The sequence below is a fragment of the Sodalis sp. (in: enterobacteria) genome (assembly GCF_047607725.1).
Taxonomy (GTDB): domain Bacteria; phylum Pseudomonadota; class Gammaproteobacteria; order Enterobacterales; family Enterobacteriaceae; genus JBLKSS01.
This window is the reverse complement of record NZ_JBLKSS010000083.1, coordinates 1-16,581: the sequence shown is the minus strand read 5'-3', so window position 1 is coordinate 16,581 and position 16,581 is coordinate 1. Positions and strand designations below refer to the sequence as shown.

Annotated in this window: 8 protein-coding genes and 8 pseudogenes; 8 read left to right on the top strand and 8 right to left on the bottom strand. The window is 56.9% G+C overall.

Annotation, left to right across the window (positions count from 1 at the left end; all coding sequences use genetic code 11):
- Positions 1–141: 141 nt before the first annotated feature.
- Together ACMX3H_RS08350 and dadX are read left to right on the top strand one after the other, a co-directional pair.
- A pseudogene (locus ACMX3H_RS08350) lies at positions 142–1,087 on the top strand (D-amino acid dehydrogenase); the annotation flags it as partial.
- 45 nt (positions 1,088–1,132) lie between these two features.
- Complete coding sequence (dadX, locus tag ACMX3H_RS08345; protein WP_415210477.1) at positions 1,133–2,203, top strand: catabolic alanine racemase DadX; 1,071 nt, start codon at positions 1,133–1,135, stop codon at positions 2,201–2,203.
- A gap of 33 nt (positions 2,204–2,236) precedes the next feature.
- Here the strand turns inward: dadX and ACMX3H_RS08340 are convergent, their stop codons facing one another.
- A complete protein-coding gene (locus ACMX3H_RS08340; RefSeq protein ID WP_415210476.1) occupies positions 2,237–3,421 on the bottom strand; it encodes a multidrug effflux MFS transporter in 1,185 nt (394 codons plus the stop codon).
- Positions 3,422–3,640: 219 nt separating this feature from the next.
- On the opposite strand from ACMX3H_RS08340, the gene ACMX3H_RS08335 reads away from it, so the two are divergent.
- Positions 3,641–4,087: a MarR family winged helix-turn-helix transcriptional regulator gene (locus ACMX3H_RS08335; RefSeq protein WP_415210475.1), complete on the top strand. Its 447-nt coding sequence runs from the start codon at positions 3,641–3,643 to the stop codon at positions 4,085–4,087.
- 144 nt (positions 4,088–4,231) lie between these two features.
- On the opposite strand, the gene ACMX3H_RS08330 is transcribed toward ACMX3H_RS08335, so the two are convergent.
- The 3 genes and pseudogenes from ACMX3H_RS08330 to ACMX3H_RS08320 form a co-directional block, all read right to left on the bottom strand.
- The gene (locus ACMX3H_RS08330) at positions 4,232–5,962 is read right to left on the bottom strand and encodes a potassium/proton antiporter (protein WP_415210474.1); all 1,731 of its coding nucleotides are present in this window, start codon (positions 5,960–5,962) and stop codon (positions 4,232–4,234) included.
- Between the two features lie 782 nt (positions 5,963–6,744).
- A pseudogene (locus tag ACMX3H_RS08325) lies at positions 6,745–8,013 on the bottom strand (YeaH/YhbH family protein).
- A 36-nt stretch (positions 8,014–8,049) separates the two neighbouring features.
- Positions 8,050–9,487 (bottom strand): annotated as a pseudogene (locus tag ACMX3H_RS08320) (hypothetical protein); the annotation flags it as partial.
- Between ACMX3H_RS08320 and ACMX3H_RS08315 the strand changes: the two are divergent.
- Both ACMX3H_RS08315 and ACMX3H_RS08310 read left to right on the top strand, forming a co-directional pair.
- Positions 9,483–10,174, top strand: a pseudogene (locus ACMX3H_RS08315) (MipA/OmpV family protein). The pseudogenes ACMX3H_RS08320 and ACMX3H_RS08315 overlap by 5 nt on opposite strands.
- A gap of 88 nt (positions 10,175–10,262) precedes the next feature.
- Positions 10,263–11,117 (top strand): annotated as a pseudogene (locus tag ACMX3H_RS08310) (aldo/keto reductase).
- A 159-nt stretch (positions 11,118–11,276) separates the two neighbouring features.
- Here the strand turns inward: ACMX3H_RS08310 and ACMX3H_RS08305 are convergent.
- A pseudogene (locus ACMX3H_RS08305) lies at positions 11,277–12,133 on the bottom strand (D-hexose-6-phosphate mutarotase).
- 68 nt (positions 12,134–12,201) lie between these two features.
- Positions 12,202–13,200 (bottom strand): glyceraldehyde-3-phosphate dehydrogenase, encoded by a 999-nt coding sequence (gapA, locus tag ACMX3H_RS08300; RefSeq protein ID WP_415210473.1) that lies wholly within the window; start codon positions 13,198–13,200, stop codon positions 12,202–12,204.
- A gap of 344 nt (positions 13,201–13,544) precedes the next feature.
- Here gapA and msrB point away from each other — a divergent pair, with 344 nt between their 5' ends.
- The gene (gene msrB, locus ACMX3H_RS08295; protein WP_415210472.1) at positions 13,545–13,958 is read left to right on the top strand and encodes a peptide-methionine (R)-S-oxide reductase MsrB; all 414 of its coding nucleotides are present in this window, start codon (positions 13,545–13,547) and stop codon (positions 13,956–13,958) included.
- A 48-nt stretch (positions 13,959–14,006) separates the two neighbouring features.
- Entirely contained in the window at positions 14,007–14,297 is a 291-nt protein-coding gene (locus ACMX3H_RS08290) for a YeaC family protein (RefSeq protein ID WP_415210471.1), read from the top strand.
- 157 nt (positions 14,298–14,454) lie between these two features.
- Here the strand turns inward: ACMX3H_RS08290 and pncA are convergent.
- Positions 14,455–15,086, bottom strand: a pseudogene (pncA, locus tag ACMX3H_RS08285) (bifunctional nicotinamidase/pyrazinamidase).
- Positions 15,061–16,020, bottom strand: a pseudogene (gene ansA / locus ACMX3H_RS08280) (asparaginase); the annotation flags it as partial. The pseudogenes ansA and pncA, both read right to left, overlap by 26 nt.
- Positions 16,021–16,147: 127 nt before the next feature.
- Here ansA and ACMX3H_RS08275 point away from each other — a divergent pair.
- Positions 16,148–16,540, top strand: a complete 393-nt coding sequence (locus ACMX3H_RS08275; RefSeq protein WP_415210470.1) for a transposase — start codon at positions 16,148–16,150, stop codon at positions 16,538–16,540.
- The last annotated feature ends 41 nt before the right edge of the window (positions 16,541–16,581 follow it).

The window sequence follows — 16,581 nt, the reverse complement described above, 5'->3', positions numbered from 1 at the left end:
CACAGGAAAAATAGACTAAAACCGAGTCAGAAGATGAGCGAACACGTGATCGAATATCACTGGAATGGGTGATCGGAAAATATCGGAATAACTGATCGGATGTCGCCGGAACAGATGATCGGATACGTCGGAATCTGCAACAGTCACGATTGTTTGAAAGCGTTACGCTGCGAAACCGGTATTGGCTATGAAAGGCCGTCAGGGGGGAACGCTGCAATTGTTCCGCACCGATAAGCAATTCGCCAACGCCCAGAGAGATATTGCGGTATTGCGCGATGAAGGCGTACCCTATTCGCTTCTGGAGGCCAATCAATTGGTCAATGTCGAGCCAGCGCTGGCCGGCGTCGCCCATAAGCTCTCCGGCGGTTTACGCTTGCCGAATGATGAAACCGGCGATTGCCAATTATTTACCCGCCACCTTGCCGCCATGGCGGCGGAAAAAGGGGTTTCATTTCGTTATAACTGTCAAGTCGGCGTGCTGGTGCGTAATGGCAACCGCATTGACGGCGTAAGCTGCGGCAGCGAAATAGTGCGTGGTGATGCCTATGTGATGGCGTTGGGGTCGTATTCCACCGCCATGCTAAAGGATGTGGTCTCTATTCCGGTCTATCCGTTAAAGGGGTATTCGTTAACGATCCCGTTGGCTGATGAGCAGGGCGCGCCGGTATCCACCGTGCTGGACGAAACCTATAAAGTGGCGATCACCCGCTTCGATCGGCGTATTCGGGTGGGGGGAATGGCGGAAATCGCCGGGTTCAATACCGAGCTGCTGCCGAAACGCCGGTTGACTCTGGAGACCGTGGTGCGCGATTTATTTCCCACCGGCGGTCATATTGAGCAAGCGACGTTCTGGATCGGCCTGAGGCCGATGACGCCGGATGGCACGCCCCTGGTGGGTGCCACGGCGCTTAAAAACCTGTATCTGAATACCGGTCACGGTACGCTGGGCTGGACAATGGCGTGCGGCTCGGGGCGACTGCTGGCGGATATTATCAGCGCGCGGGTGCCGGATATTCGTTATGACGATCTGTCCGTCGCGCGTTATGCGCCTGAATTTGATGCCGTCGCCGTTGCGCGACGGATCTGAGGCCGCATCGCGCGGCCGTTTCTTTAGAGGTAAGGAGCTGTTTTCATGCCACGTCCGATTGTCGCTACGGTGGATTTAGCTGCGCTGGCGTCAAATTTAACCATTGTCCGCCGTCATGCGCCGCAAACGCACGTGTGGTCGGTGGTCAAAGCCAATGGCTATGGCCATGGTCTGAACGCCGTTTGGCAGGGGTTGCAGCAAACGGACGGTTTTGCGCTGCTGGATCTCAATGAGGCGGTCGTGCTGCGGGAGAAGGGCTGGCGCGGCCCCATTTTACTGCTGGAAGGTTTTTTTCAGCAGGCCGATTTAGAGGAAATCGATCGTTATCGATTGACCACCGCCGTACACAGCGACTGGCAGATCGACGCCCTGGGGCGCATGACCCCGCGCGTGCCGCTGGACATTTACCTCAAATTGAACAGCGGCATGAATCGGCTGGGCTTCAGCGATCGGGCGTTGCCCGACGCCTGGCAAGCGCTGAGTGAGCTAAAACAGGTGGCGACGCTGACTTTGATGACCCATTTCGCTTATGCCGACATGCCGGAAGGGGTCGAGGCGCAAATGGCGGTGGTGGCGTGCGCCGGCGATGGGCTGATGGGCCCGCGCTGTCTGGCGAATTCAGCCGCTACGTTGTGGCATCCGAAGACCCATGGGCAATGGGTCCGGCCCGGCATTATTCTCTATGGCGCTTCCCCTAGCGGCGACTGGCAAGACATCGCCGCCAGCGGTTTGCGGCCGGTGATGACGTTGCAAAGCGAACTGATTGCCGTGCAGGCGGTGCCCGCCGGGGGACGCATCGGTTACGGCGGTCGCCACCGGCTAAGCGAGACGCAGCGGGTCGGGGTCGTCGCCTGCGGTTACGCCGATGGCTATCCGCGCCACGCGCCCACCGGGACGCCGGTTTGGGTCGACGGCGTCAGAACGCGCACTCTGGGCGCGGTTTCCATGGATATGCTTATGGTGGACTTGCAGCCTTGTCCACAGGCGCGCATCGGCGCTAAGGTCGAACTTTGGGGGAATCACGTCAAAATCGATGAGGTGGCCGCCGCCGCCGGTACCCTGGGCTATGAACTCATGAGCGCGCTGGCGCCGCGGGTGACGGTCCAGCTCCGCTAACCCACGCCGCGGCCTCGCGATGACGGGCGAATGTTACGGGCGCAACCGGGTCAACCGTGGCGCGCGCAGCCTGGGCGCGAAAGCAAATATTGCCCCCAATAGCATCACCAGCGCCAGCACCTGGCGTGGCGCCAGCGGCAGTGCCATCATCGACAGGCTGACCACGGCCGCGCCGGCCATCTGCACAAAACCATTCAGCGCTGACGCCACGCCCGCCTCTTCGGCGAACGGCTCCAGCGCATAGCTGGTGGCGGCTCCCATCAAAAACGCCAGTCCGGCACAGGCGGTGGCGACGGGTAACATATAACTCAGCCAATGGGTCTGCCAGCTCGCCGGCGCCGCCGTGACGCTGAGCAGCAACATCAGGCTACCGAGCGCCATTAATACCGTGCCGAACGTCAGACAAACGGGGCGTCCCATTTTGCGAATCACCCGATTGGCGATAACGCTCGCCAGCATGATCCAAAACTCGTTCGCGCCAAATACCATCGAAAAGCCCAGCGGCGTAAGGCCGCCTTCGCCCATCAGGACCTGTGACGACAAAGAAACGTAGGTCAACGCCATCGCCATGGCGCCCGTATTCACCAGCGCGAACAGAATAAAACGGCGTTGGGTCGCTATCTGCCAGTAGCGGACAAACGGCCGCGTGGTTGACGCCCGGGTACCCGCAGGACGCGTTTCAGCCAGGCCTACCGCTGTCAATATCCCGACCAGCAGCGAATAGGCGGCTAAGGCCCAAAATGGCGCGCGCCAGCCGAAACCGGCCGCCAGTAGACCGCCCGCCATCGGCGCCAGCGCCGGCACTATATTCAGTGTGCCATTAAGAAAACTGAAAGCGCGAGCCGCATCGTCACCGTCCAGTCTGTCGCGCACGCAGCTGAATAATGCCACGGTAGTACAGCACACCGCCAGCCCCTGCAGTACCCGCGACAGAACGAAGAGCCAAGGAAGGGTCGCCGCCGCCGCCAGAAGGGCGCCTGCGCCATACAGCGCTACTCCGGCCAGCGCCAGCGGACGGCGTCCAAAATAGTCTACTAGCGGTCCGGTAATAAGTTGCCCGAGGCCCATGACGCCAATAAAGAGCGGAATAGTTGACTGGATGAGTGATTCGTCGGTCTGGAGACCGCGGGCGATGAGGGGGATAACGGGTAGATAAAGATCGATGCCCAGCGGACCCAGTAATACCAGCAGTAATAGGAGGAAAAGAAACTTTTGCATTTACACGCGCACGCCATGAAGGGATGGCAAGCATAATGATAGTTGCCCGGTAAATAAAGCATTGAATGCTGTTATGGTAATTTATTCGTCTGATAACGATGAATTGATATGCATGATTGGCGAGGCATCATTTCTTTGTCCGACAACGCGTGAGTCATTGGTCTTCGTAATCAATGTGTGATAATTTTTAACATAGAGTGTCTTTACCTGATACGGCTGATGAATACTGAATATAAAAATTTTTCAAAAATGTTGCATTTGACCTCGCGTGCGCTGCGCATGGCAATTGACCGGCACCTGAAATACTTGGGTCTGAGTCAGGCGAGCTGGGTGGCGGTGGCGGCTATTGCCGGCGCGGAATCACCGCTGTCGCAAAGCGAACTGGCGCAGCGGCTGGGCGTTGAAGGTGCAACGGTGGTGACGATGGTGGACCGCCTGGTCAAAATCGGTCTGGTACTGCGCATCCCCACCCCGTCCGACCGGCGTAAAAAGCTGCTGGTGGTCACCGATGAGGGGAAAGCGCTGTATGAGAAAGTGCGCACGGAAGCGGATGCTCTGGGTAAGGAGATCCTTGAGGATGTCGATGCCCGGGATATGCGGGATATGCAGGTGGCCATGCGGGTGCTCGAGAAGGTCTATAGCGCGAACCTGACCGGCGACGAATGAACGCCCTAAGCGGTGCGCGGGAAGACGGCGGCGTGCCGGCCGCAGACGTTTAACCGTTCGCGCTTTTTTACGCTCTGGTGAGCGCCGGCGTTATTCCTCCAGGCCGAAGACCTTCGCGCCGACCTCGAGCGTGCGGCTGCTGCTTCATGCCGTTTCATCGGCAATCTTGATACCGATTTTGCTGACCTGGTGCTCGTCTTTTTCCGCGATAGTCCAGACAACGCCTTCCGCCACCACATTATCACCGACCACCGGCTCGCCCCCGCCCAGCAACGCCATGACAAACTGGCCAAGCGTCAGCTCGCCATCCACTTCGCCGGCGAATTCCAGGCCGTAGATAGAGGAAACATCGCGCAAGCGGGCATCGGCTTCCAGTATAAAATCCCCGAAGAAACGCTGATCCAGCGCGACAGGTGGCGATTGGCTGAACAGCCTGCCCAATGCGGGCAAATCGCGCTCCCGACCGATGACGCAAAGCACATCCCCTTCGCGCAGCCGGGTGTTGGCGGTAGGGTGAAGCAGCACATTGTCGTGAAATAACGCGGCGATGCGCGTATGGCGGGGCATTTTCAGATCGCGCAGCGCCGCGCCCACGCACCAGTTTTCATCTCCCAGCTGATAGATAAACTGCTCCCAGGGGTTTTCCGGATGGATATCCATCCCCACGCGGGAAATGGGCGACGCGGTCGGCGGCACAACCACTTTCGCCAGGCGTGCGGCGAAGCCCAGCGAGGTGCCCTGCAGCAGCAGGGAAATAAGGACGATAAAGAACGCCACATTAAAATAGAGCCGCGCGTTGTCCAGGCCCGCCATCATCGGAAATACCGCCAAGATGATCGGTACCGCGCCGCGGAGGCCGACCCAGGAGAGAAAAAACCGCTCGCGGGTGGTGTAGTTGCGAAATGGCAGCAGACCGACAAAAATCGACAGCGGACGCGCTACCAGCATCAGCCACAGCGACAAGACGAGCGCCGGAATGGCGATCATCCATAAGTCGCTGGGCGTGACTAAAAGTCCCAACACCAAAAACATGCAGATCTGGCTGAGCCAGGCCATGCCGTCAAACGTTTGTAAAATACCGTATCGGTTGCGTATCGGCCGGTTGCCCAGAACAAAGCCGCACAAATAAACCGCCAGAATGCCGCTGCCTTCCAGCACCGTGGTCAGAGCGAAAATCATAATGCCGCCGCTCACCGCCAGCAGCGGATATAACCCGTTGGCCAGCGAGATGCGGTTGATCACCTGCTGCAACAGCCAGCCGCCGCCCAGGCCCATGACGACACCCAGGCCGAATTCGCGGATAAGATACACTAAAAACAGCCAATCAAAGTGGGTTTGCCCGTTTTGAATCATGGCGATAAGCGTTATGGTCAAAAACACCGCCATCGGATCATTACTGCCCGATTCAATCTCAAGCGTGGAGGTGACACGTTCGTTTAAGCCTTTGTCGCCTAAGAGCGAAAACACCGCCGCGGCGTCGGTGGAACCGACGATGGCGCCGATGAGCATGCCTTCAATCATATCCAGTCCAAACAGCCAGGCCGCGGCCAGGCCGGTCAATCCGGCGGTGATGATGACCCCCACCGTCGCCAGCGACAATGACGGCCAGAGCGCAACGCGAAAGGCGGTGGCGTGGGTACGCATACCGCCATCGAGCAGAATTACCGCCAGCGCCAGGTTACTGATAAGATACGCCACGGGATAGTTATCAAACGCGATGCCGCCCAGGCCATCTATCCCCGCCAACATGCCAATGGCCAGAAAAATCACCAGAATAGGGATGCCAAGACGTGAGGAAAAGGAGCTGAGCAGGATACTCCCCCCCACCAATATCGAACCGATAATAAACAAACTTATAATGGTGCTGCTGTCCAAACGCGGTCTCCTTTTGATTTTTTATTTCATACTCTGTCTCTGCCTATCCCGCAGAGGCGTTGTGACCCAAAATGCCTACCGTGACTGTCTGGCTGAAAGCGTCGGCACCATGACCTGAAAAGGGGAGGGAAGTTCACCATACTGCCGGCGTGTCGTCCGTCGGAGCCCGCGACGGATGCGGGGGAGGCGGGAAACCTGGTCCGGCAGATCCCTGGCCGGTACTCGATTAAACTACCCTTTTTATTCTCAACAAAAAAGTCGTTTTTTTCGTATTTATCTCTTTTAAGGCGTTTAAGCGCTTTTTTTGTCATAACGGGCCGAAAATGCCTTTTTACTCCTGCATAACCGGGTTGGCCGTCCGTCGCCGTTCGCGCCTGCCTAGGGGAGAGCGCCGTTGCGCCGCCGCGGTGACGCAACACAGTGGCCGTGTGGCGTGGCCCCTGCCAGGACGATAGCCAGTTAATTATGCGATATAGTTAATAATTTTATATGAAAGTAAATTCCGATGAGCCTTCAAAAAGCGTCATTTTCGACGCTGTCGACCCGTGGCGGCACGGTGGAACGTCGGCAGTTGCCGGCCTAGCGCCAGCGGCCAGTTGATTTTCGCGCAGTCTCAAAGAATTGAACGTCGAGAACGGGAGTCCGCCGGGCAATATCGCCTGATAATCATTTGCTGGAGGGCCATGGAAGGGGCGTTGCCTGGGCAGGGTTCGAGTCAGGCGGCGGTGAAACGCAACAAGAATAAACAGCCAGTCGGACCGGGCTGGCTGTTTAGGGAAATATTAGCGTCTCTCATTGAGTTGTTTTTGGAACAATTCTCGGAACACGGGGTAAATATCCTCCTGATCGCGAATATGCTGCATGGCGAAGTTGTCGAATCGCGCCTGCAGGTCTTCGTATTCACGCCACAGCGTCTGATGCGCCCGGCGGGTGATTTCAATATAGCTGTCGCACCATCGGCAGCAGATGATTAGCCAACAGATCATGGCACAGGGGGGAGTCGTCCGCCCAGTTGTCGCCGTCCGACGCCTGCGCGGCGTAGATATTCCATTGATTCGGGTCGTAACGCGCCTTGATGACCTCTTCCATGAGCTTCAGTGCGCTCGAGACAATGGTGCCGCCGGTTTCCTGAGAATAGAAAAACTCATGCTCATCCACCTCTTTTGCCTGGGTATGGTGCCGGATATAGACCACATCCACGTTTTTGTAGGTGCGGCTCAGGAACAGATACAGCAAAATATAAAAACGTTTCGCCATATCCTTGGTGACCTGATCCATCGAGCCGGAAACGTCCATCAAACAGAACATCACCGCCAGGCTGGACGGTTCTGGACGACGCTCAAAGTTTTTATAGCGTAAATCGAAGGTATCGATGAACGGCACCCGATCGATTTTCTGGCGCAGTTCCGCAATTTCGCGCCGGATCTTTTCTTGCTCCAGCAACTGCACCGGTTCACTGTTGGCCAGCCTATCGAGCTCGGCCTCCAGCAGGCGGATGGCACGCCGCTTCCCGGCGGTCATGGCGGTGCGCCGGACCAGTGAATTCTGCAGCGAACGAACCACGCTAATGTTGGCCGGCACTCCGGTTGACGTGTAGCCAGAGCGATGCGTTTTGTATTCGTTTAGCTGCTTATGCTGGTTTTTCTGCAGGTTGGGCAGCGCCAGATTTTCAAACAGCAGATCCAGATATTCATCCTTGGAAATCTGAAAAACAAATTCATCTTCCCCTTCGCCGTCCTGGCTGGCATTGCCCTGACCGCCGCCGCCCCCTCCCGAAGGCGGCCGCTCGATGCGATCGTTTTGCACAAAATGGTCGTTGCCGGGATGCACCCGATGGCGCATGCCTCCCCGGCCCTGATGAAAGATGGGTTCATTGATGTCGGTATTGGGAATCGACACCGATTCCCCGCTTTCCACATCGGTAATCGAACGCTTATTGATGGCCCCTGCAATCAACTTTTAATTTGAGACTTATAACGGCGCAAGAAACGCTGGCGGTTGGCCATGCTCTTGTTTTTGCCGTTAAGTCGTCGGTCAATAAAATAGGCCATTATATCCTCTGGACGACAGTGTCTACGCGTCGTGTATTACGACGATTTCCTTACCCGTAGATACCATTCGCATAACAGGCGCACCTGTTTACGTGTATATCCCTTTTCCATCATACGATCCACAAAGTAGTCATGTTTTTTCTGCTCATCCGTGGACGTTTTCGCATTGAATGAGATAACCGGCAGCAGCTCTTCGGTATTGGAGAACATCTTTTTCTCAATAACGACACGCAGCTTCTCATAGCTGGTCCAGTTCGGATTGCGGCCGTTGTTGCTGGCGCGGGCGCACAGGACGAAATTGACGATTTCGTTACGAAAATTCTTTGGATTGCTGATGCCGGCCGGCTTTTCGATTTTCTCCAGCTCGGCGTTCAGCGCTTCGCGGTCGAACAGCTGCCCGGTATTCGGATCGCGGTATTCCTGGTCCTGGATCCAGAAATCGGCGTAGGTCACATAGCGGTCGAAAATATTTTGACCATATTCTGAATAGGATTCCAGATAGGCGGTCTGAATTTCCTTGCCGATGAACTAGGCATATTTCGGAATAAGGTAACCCTTCAGATGTTCCAGGTATTTTTCCGCCACATCCTGCGGGAATTGCTCACGCTCAATCTGCTGTTCCAAAACGTAGAACAGATGCACCGGGTTGGCCGCCACTTCGGTATGATCGAAATAGAACACCCGCGAAAAAATCTTAAAGGCGAAGCGGGTGGACAGGCCGTTCATCCCTTCATCGACGCCGGCGTAGTCGCGGTACTCCTGATATGACTTAGCTTTTGGATCGGTATCCTTCAGGCTTTCGCCGTCGTACGAACATCTCGACGAATTCCATCACCCCCTGGTTGGCGCGGCACAGCGCGCCGGAATAACCGTAGGCGTCGGGATCGTTCTGGGCGTGGTCCTCCAGTTTACGAATGTCCACTTTGCCCACCCGCGCGGAAATATCCTGGTTATTTTCATCGCCGGGTTCGGTTTTCGCGATGGCTATCTGCTCAAGAATCGACGGCCAGACCTTGACGACTTTAAAGCGGGTAATATCGCCGCCGAACTCGTGCAGCCGTTTGGCGGCCCAGGGCGACATGATGGTACCGAGATAGCGCCGGGGGATGCCGTATTCTTTCTCGAGAATATGCGCGTCCTCCTGCGGGTTAAACAGGCATAAGGGATGGTCGTCCACCGAGCTGCGCTCGCCGTTGGCGCTGAGCACATAGATGGGAACCCGCTGCATGAGGGATTTCAGGCGCTCCGCCAGCGACGACTTCCCGCCGCCTACCGGACCGAGCAAGTATAGGATTTGCTTCTTCTCTTCCAGCCCCTAGGCCGCATGCTTCAAATAAGAAACGATTTGCTCGATAGCCTCTTCCATGCCGTAGAATTCCTCGAAAGCCGGATAGCGGGTGATCACACGGTTGGAAAACAGGCGGGAGAGCGGAGGCTCCTGAGCAGTGTCGATCATCACAGGGTCGCCGATGGCCGCCGTGGCCGACGATTTCTCACTCGGCGTCTCGGCCGTGTATGCCACCAGCCCCTACCGGGGTGACGATGATAAAGTTCTGCCGTTTCCGCAGATTAATTATGATAGTCAGTACGTGTATGTGAAAGGGTTGAGCGCCGGCTACTATCTGTGGAAAAACCTGCAGAACCAGTTATCGATCACGGCGGTTTATGCGCCTTGGCATTTCCGGCCAAGTAAAAATGATTATGACGATATGAAAGCCCTGGACAAGCGCCGCTCCACGGTTATGGCCGGTCTGCGCTACAGTCATACCGCCGATTGGGGGGGGGGTGCGCGGAATATTTGGGCGATATCCTGGATAACAGCGATGGTTTCACGGCCGATCTGTCATACCTGTACCCTATTCAGCAGGGCCGGTTTACCCTGGTGCCGGGCGTCGGCGCGATGTGGGCAAACGAAGACCAGAATAACTATTACTACGGCGTGAGCCGCAGCGAGTCGCGCCGTAGCGGCCTGCGTGAGTATCATGCCGACGACGGCTGGTCCCCTTATGTGGAGTTGACCGTGAACTATGCTATTACCCAAAGCTGGCGCACCTACGTGATGGCGCGCTATCTGCGCATGAGCGATGAAGCGAAAGACAGTCCGATGACCGATAGGCAATCTATTGGCCTTATTGGGATCGGTACCACCTACAGCTTCTGACGGTGCAGGGCATGCACTAAAACGGGGCGCTTGCGCCCCGTTTGCACAATTGGAGAGCATTGGGCCGATAATATCTTTACAGGGGACTATGAGCGCCAGAGAGATCCGCTTTCCCGATGGGTACTGCGTTCCCGCCATTGGGCAGGGTACTTGGTATATGGGCGAGCGCAATAGCGATATCGCGCAGGAGGTACGCGCGCTGCGCTGCGGGCTGGATTTAGGCTTAACGCTAATCGATACCGCCGAAATGTACGGCGCCGTCGGCGCGGAGCGCGTAGTGGGGCAGGCGATCGCCGGTCGTCGCGACGAGGTGTTTCTGGTGTCGAAAGTCTATCCGCAAAACGCCGGCGGGCAAAAAGCCGTGACCACCTGTGAGAATAGTCTCCGCCGGCTGCAGACCGACCACCTCGATCTGTATTTGTTGCACTGGCGCGGCGGTATTCCGCTGGCGCAAACCGTTGATGCGATGGCGCGGCTGCAGTAGGACGGTAAAATCGCGCGCTGGGGCGTGTCTAATCTGGATGTGGCTGATCTGCAAGAGCTGTGGTCGCTGCCGGGCGGCGACACGTGCATGACCGATCAGGTACTGTATCATTTGGCCTCGCGGGGAATTGAATATGACCTGCTGCCCTGGTGCCACGAGCGGCGGCTGCCGGTAATGGCTTATTGCCCGCTAGCGCAGGCCGGTAAATTACGCAAAGGGTTGTTGCACCACGAGGCGGTGCAGGGCATTGCCGCCGAATTAGGGGCGAGCGCGGCGCAGGTGCTGCTGGCGTGGGTTATTCGCGAGCCGGGTGTGGTGGCTATCACGAAGGCATCCAGCCTGGCGCATGTGAAAGAGAACGCCGGCGCTTTAGTGATCACCTTGTCCGCCGAGCACCTCGCGGCATTGGACCGGGCTTTTCCGGCGCCGCGGGGCAAGACCGCGTTGGATAGTGCCTAAAGCCAAGGCCTACTAACACGGGCCTTATCTCAGCGAGAAAAGCGCGCGCCCGGCTCTGCGGGGGTGGGCGCGGCCACAGCGATGGACGCGGGCTTGCGCAAGGGCAGCATTCGCCTGAAACCAGCCTGCTTGGCGTTGGGCGCCGCCGCAAGCGATGCCTTAGGACACTTGCGCCGGCGCCGCGACCGTACTGACCAGCGGATCGTTCACCCGCGCCGTCTCCACGCACACATAGCTCAGATAACTGTCGTCGGCGAAATCGCCGATCGATTGCGAGAGCGATTGTCCGCAGTTCCAGGCCACCACGTCGCTATGGTGCTTATGGTGGACTTCGATGACCCGTCCCAGCACCGGATCATGAATGAGGCTTGTTTGCTCAGACGCGGTATAGACGCGATCCACCTCGCCGGAGAAGGTCAGATCGCCTTGCTGTTGTTCAGCCTTGCCGCCGTTGACTTTATCGATAAAGCTGTCGCCGAGGCCGCTGACGTGGATATCACCAATGGCCCCCACGGTGAAGTAGCTATGCAGCGCGGAGGTCGTCTGATACTCACCACCCTCTGCCACTAGTTCGATACTGCAGGTCTGTCCGAGGGTAAAGTGGGCCTTAAGCGTGAAGGGATGGGGGAAAAACGGTTCAGTCAAGGTGCTATCGCGCAGGATAAAGGTCAGTTGAACCTGTTTATCGTCCTCGCTGTGGGCGCTTACCTTAATTCCCAGGGAAGAATGCGGGCGAAACCGTGGTTGGGGGTGGCAACCTTACCGAACCAGGGCCAACAGATCGGTACGCCGCCGCGGATGGCCACGCCTTCCAGGAAGGCGCTTTTCTCGCTTAACCACAGTACCGGCTTCTCGCCGGCCGGCTGCCAGGCGACAAGGTGCGCGCCCTGCAGCGTCACCGCCGCCCGTACCTGAGGATGTTCGACCACCACCAGCGGTAATTCATCTTGCTGGCGTAGCGTTAGGGACGGCGACAGGGTTTGTTTGACGGGCAACGCAAAAAGAGAGTCAGACATCGTTATACCTCCTGAGTAAAAGAAAAGGGTGACATCGCTGCCGCCCTTTCGTCATCCGGTCACCAAGCTTATTTATTGGCGATATGGGAGATCAGATCCAACACTTTATTGGAATAGCCGGTTTCGTTATCGTACCAGGCGACCAATTTGACAAATTTGTCGTTCAGCGCAATACCCGCTTTGGCATCGAAGACGGAGGTCAGCTTTTCGCCGTTGAAATCGGTGGAAACCACGTCTTCATCGGTGTAGCCCATCACGCCTTTAAGCTCGCCTTCAGCGGCTTTTTTGATGGCGGCGCAGATGTCTTCATAGGAAGCCGGTTTTTCCAGACGCGCGGTCAGGTCGACAACCGAGACGTTCGGCGTCGGGACGCGGAATGACATACCGGTCAGTTTACCGTTCAGCTCGGGAATGACTTTACCTACCGCTTTGGCGGCGCCTGTAGAGGACGGAATGATATTTTGGGACGCGCCGCGGCCGCCGCGCCAGTCTTTGTGAGACGGGCCATCGACGGTTTTCTGGGTGGCGGTGGTGGCGTGCACGGTGGTCATCAGGGCTTCAACGATACCGAAATTGTCGTTGATGACCTTGGCCAGCGGCGCCAGGCAGTTGGTGGTACAGGAGGCGTTGGACACGATATCCTGGCCATCATAGGCTTTGTGGTTAACGCCCATAACGAACATCGGGGTGTTATCTTTGGACGGCCCGGTCAGCACCACTTTTTTGGCCCCGCCGGTGATGTGCTTACGCGCGGTTTCGTCGGTCAGGAAGATACCGGTGGCTTCGGCGACAACGTCGACGCCGACTTCGTCCCACTTCAGATTAGCCGGATCTTTCTCAGAAGTACAGCGGATGGTTTTACTGTTTACCACCAGATGACCGTTTTCTACGGCGACGGTGCCGTTGAAGCGACCATGTGTTGAGTCATACTTCAACATGTAGGCCATATAATCCGCATCCAGCAGGTCGTTGATGGCAACGATTTCAATGTCGTTACGTTCCTGCGCAGCACGGAAAACAATACGGCCGATACGGCCAAAACCGTTGATACCTACTTTGATAGTCATATATTCCACCAGCTATTTAATAATGAATAAAAGGTTACTTGTAAATTTACAAAAACCGCGCGCAGCGCCAAGCGGAATCGTGTCAATAGTTGCGACAAATCAATCCTGACCCCGTACAGCGCACGATATGTACGCCATTGATGTCAAAACACCTGCAGCTCATATGGGGTCATCATAGTCCAATATAAACTGCGTTAAGTTGCAATTTGTGATAAAAATCACATTTCCACGGTTTCAACGTTTCTTTGTACAGTTTATACCAAAATTGCCTGCCGCGTTGTTAATTATTTGTTATAATGACTTCACTGGAAAGCTTTCTCATCCCTCGCCAGAGACGCGTAACAATGGCCAATAACACACCCTCACGATTACCCGATGAAGCAATGACCGACATGCAGCGCTATGTCACCCAGCAGCGCGGCACCGAACCGCCGTACAGCGGTAAGCTGCTGGAAAATAAGCGAACCGGACAGTACCATTGCCTGGTTTGCCACGCGCCGCTATTCTACTCCGAAACGAAATACGAATCAGGCTGTGGCTGGCCGAGTTTCTATGAGCCGGTGAGCGACGATGCCATCCGCTACCTTGAGGATAATACCCACGGTATGCAGCGGGTGGAAATCCGCTGCGGCGCCTGCGATGCCCATTTAGGGCATGTTTTCCCCGACGGGCCGCAGCCTACCGGGACGCGGTTTTGCGTCAACAGCGCCTCCTTGCGTTTCAAGGATGGTGAAAACGGCGAGGAAATCGCCGGATAATCCTTAGCTTTATCGATTCATCTAATTATTCCACATGAAAGGTGCGCAATGGATGTTGAAGCGCTTCTGGCGACGATGACGCCGGAGATTTATCAACGGCTGATGACGGCCGTGGAATTAGGCAAATGGCCCGACGGGGTGGCGCTGACGCCGGAGCAGCAAGCCAACTGTCTGCAGATGGTCATGCTGTGGCAGTCGCGTCATAACCGTCACCCCGAGCATATGAGCATCGGTACCGATGGCCAGATTACCATGAAGAGTAAGCGTGCCTTGCTGGAAGAGCTGAAGGCCGGGACCGTCGACGTACTGAATGAAACCCCAGTAAGGCGCTGGCGCTGATTTCTTTGCTGGACCTCGTTTGCGCCATCGGCCGCCCTTCGCTCGAGGGGACCTCATTCTGGACGCAACGTCGTCTCGGCAGACTGTCGGCGAGGCGTTTTAAAGGTAAGCGCCGGCTATTCGCCCGGCGGGCGGGCTTAGGGGTTTAGTGAGCCTCCTAGGCCTCCAGCCGCGCGGCGAAGGCGTCTAGCGTCAGCATTTCTGCGCCGCGGCGCGCCATTTCCCACAGCGCCTCCGCGCTGTCCTCCGGCTTCAGATCGACGCCCCGGCAGCCGTCGGTAAGTACCTCGACGGCGTAGCCCAAATGCAGGGCGTCCAGTACGCTGTATTTCACACAATAATCCGTGGCCAATCCCAGGACGGTCAGTCGGTCGATGCCGCACGCGCGCAGCCAGCCGTCCAGGGCGGTCTGCGCCCGGCGGCCGTTGTCAAAAAAGGTGCTGTAACTGTCGATATGCCGCTGTTGGCCTTTGCGAAATACCGCCGCCAGACCCGTGCGATTAAGCCGGGGATGGAAGTCCGCGCCCGGGGTATCTTGCACGCAATGCACCGGCCACCAAATTTGCTCAAGACCCTCCAGTACGCCGAGCGTATTGACCGGCTGCCCGGCGTTGATGGCGAAACTGCCGTGATCCTCGTGGATGCCAGTCCTGACTGGCCACCGCGGGAATGCCCCGCCGGGCGCACAGCGCCAGCGCCGCATTGGCCATGGTGATCACCGCATCGCCCTCCGGTACCGCCAGCGCAGAAATCATTCTGTAAATCAACCAACAATAACGCTCTGGCCATGGCTTTCTCCCGATGCATCGTTGCTGCTCAATTCGCCGCGCAGATCTTGCTGCATGAGATGGCGGATATCCTGGTAGGGCAACGATTGGCTAAGTAAAAAATGCATCTTTGTCAAGGCGGCTTCCACCGTCATATCAAAACCGCTGAAGACCCCGGCGCGGGCCAGAGCGTTGCCGGTGGCATAGCCGCCCATATCCACCCGGCCGGAGAGGCATTGCGTCAGATTGACCACCACGATACCACGATCGCCCGCCAGCTTAAGCTCGTGCAACAGCGCCGGATGCTGCGGCGCATTGCCCACGCCATAGGAGCGCAGGATCAGCGCGCGCACCGACTGGCGTAGAAAGTTGCCGACCACGTCCGCAGAAATACCGGGGTAGAGGGTGACCACCCCTACGGGTTGGGGCGTAATGGGATGCACGATAAGCGGGCCTCCTTCCGAGCTTGCCGGTGAGGGCGTAAGACGGCGGATATGGATACCCGCCTCCAGCAACGGCGGCAAATTCGGCGAGGCGAAGGCATCAAACCCATCGGCATGAGCCTTGGTGGTACGGTTGCCGCGCAACAGTTTGTTATTGAAAAACAGCCCGACTTCCTTGACCGGATAATGGGCGGCCAGATACAAGGCGTTAAGCAAGTTGGTTTGCCCGTCGGAACGTAGCGCTTCCAGTGGAATTTGCGAGCCGGTGATGATGACCGGCTTATTGAGATTCTCCAACATGAACGACAGCACAGAGGTGGTAAATGCCATGGTATCCGTCCCGTGCAGGATAACAAAACCATCATACTGCTCATAGTTGGCGGCGATATCGCGGGCGATGGCTTGCCAGTCGTCGGGCGTCATGTCGGACGAATCGATCAGGGGGGCGTATTCATGCACGGTAAAGTCCGGCATTTCGGGACGGTAAAATTCCGGCATCCGCGCCAGCCGCCGCGGCGTAACGCGTCGGAAGAAGAAAAAAACGCCCGGTTCAGACGTAAGCGTACGCCCAGCGCCGTCTGTTAATTCTCCATCAAGTTATTGAAGATGATGTCCATTATTTTTTTAATGGGCGCAATTCATGAAACAAACCCCACCAAAACCCTCAATACGTCGTCCCAATTTCCCGCTGGACTTTAAAATTAAGCTGGTTGAGCAGGCGCTCCAGCACGGCGTATCCATTGCCAAGCTGGCACGGGATAACAGTATCAATGACAATTTGCTGTTCAACTGGCGCCAGCTCTACCGTCAGGGCAAGTTCGGTGTCCAACCTAAAATCCCCACTACACAGCAGGCTGAGCTACTGGCGGTTACACTCACCGCCGAACCATCACCTTTACGTTCTCCTTTACCCTCTGCCGAACCCGTTACTTGTGACATTGAGTTCACCGGTGCCCGGTTACGGCTGGCCGGCAATCTGACACCGGCGCTGTTATGCGCACTTATCCATGAACTCAAAGGCCCGCAATCATGATGGGCTTACCGGCGGGCACCCGTATCTGGCTCGTCGCCGGC

Excerpts from the sequence above, each read along its gene's own strand:
- dadX (WP_415210477.1), top strand. The coding sequence starts at position 1,133 with ATGCCACGTCCGATTGTCGCTACGGTGGATTTAGCTGCGCTGGCGTCA.
- ACMX3H_RS08340 (WP_415210476.1), bottom strand. The coding sequence starts at position 3,421 with ATGCAAAAGTTTCTTTTCCTCCTATTACTGCTGGTATTACTGGGTCCG.
- ACMX3H_RS08335 (WP_415210475.1), top strand. The coding sequence starts at position 3,641 with ATGAATACTGAATATAAAAATTTTTCAAAAATGTTGCATTTGACCTCG.
- gapA (WP_415210473.1), bottom strand. The coding sequence starts at position 13,200 with ATGACTATCAAAGTAGGTATCAACGGTTTTGGCCGTATCGGCCGTATT.
- msrB (WP_415210472.1), top strand. The coding sequence starts at position 13,545 with ATGGCCAATAACACACCCTCACGATTACCCGATGAAGCAATGACCGAC.
- ACMX3H_RS08290 (WP_415210471.1), top strand. The coding sequence starts at position 14,007 with ATGGATGTTGAAGCGCTTCTGGCGACGATGACGCCGGAGATTTATCAA.
- ACMX3H_RS08275 (WP_415210470.1), top strand. The coding sequence starts at position 16,148 with ATGAAACAAACCCCACCAAAACCCTCAATACGTCGTCCCAATTTCCCG.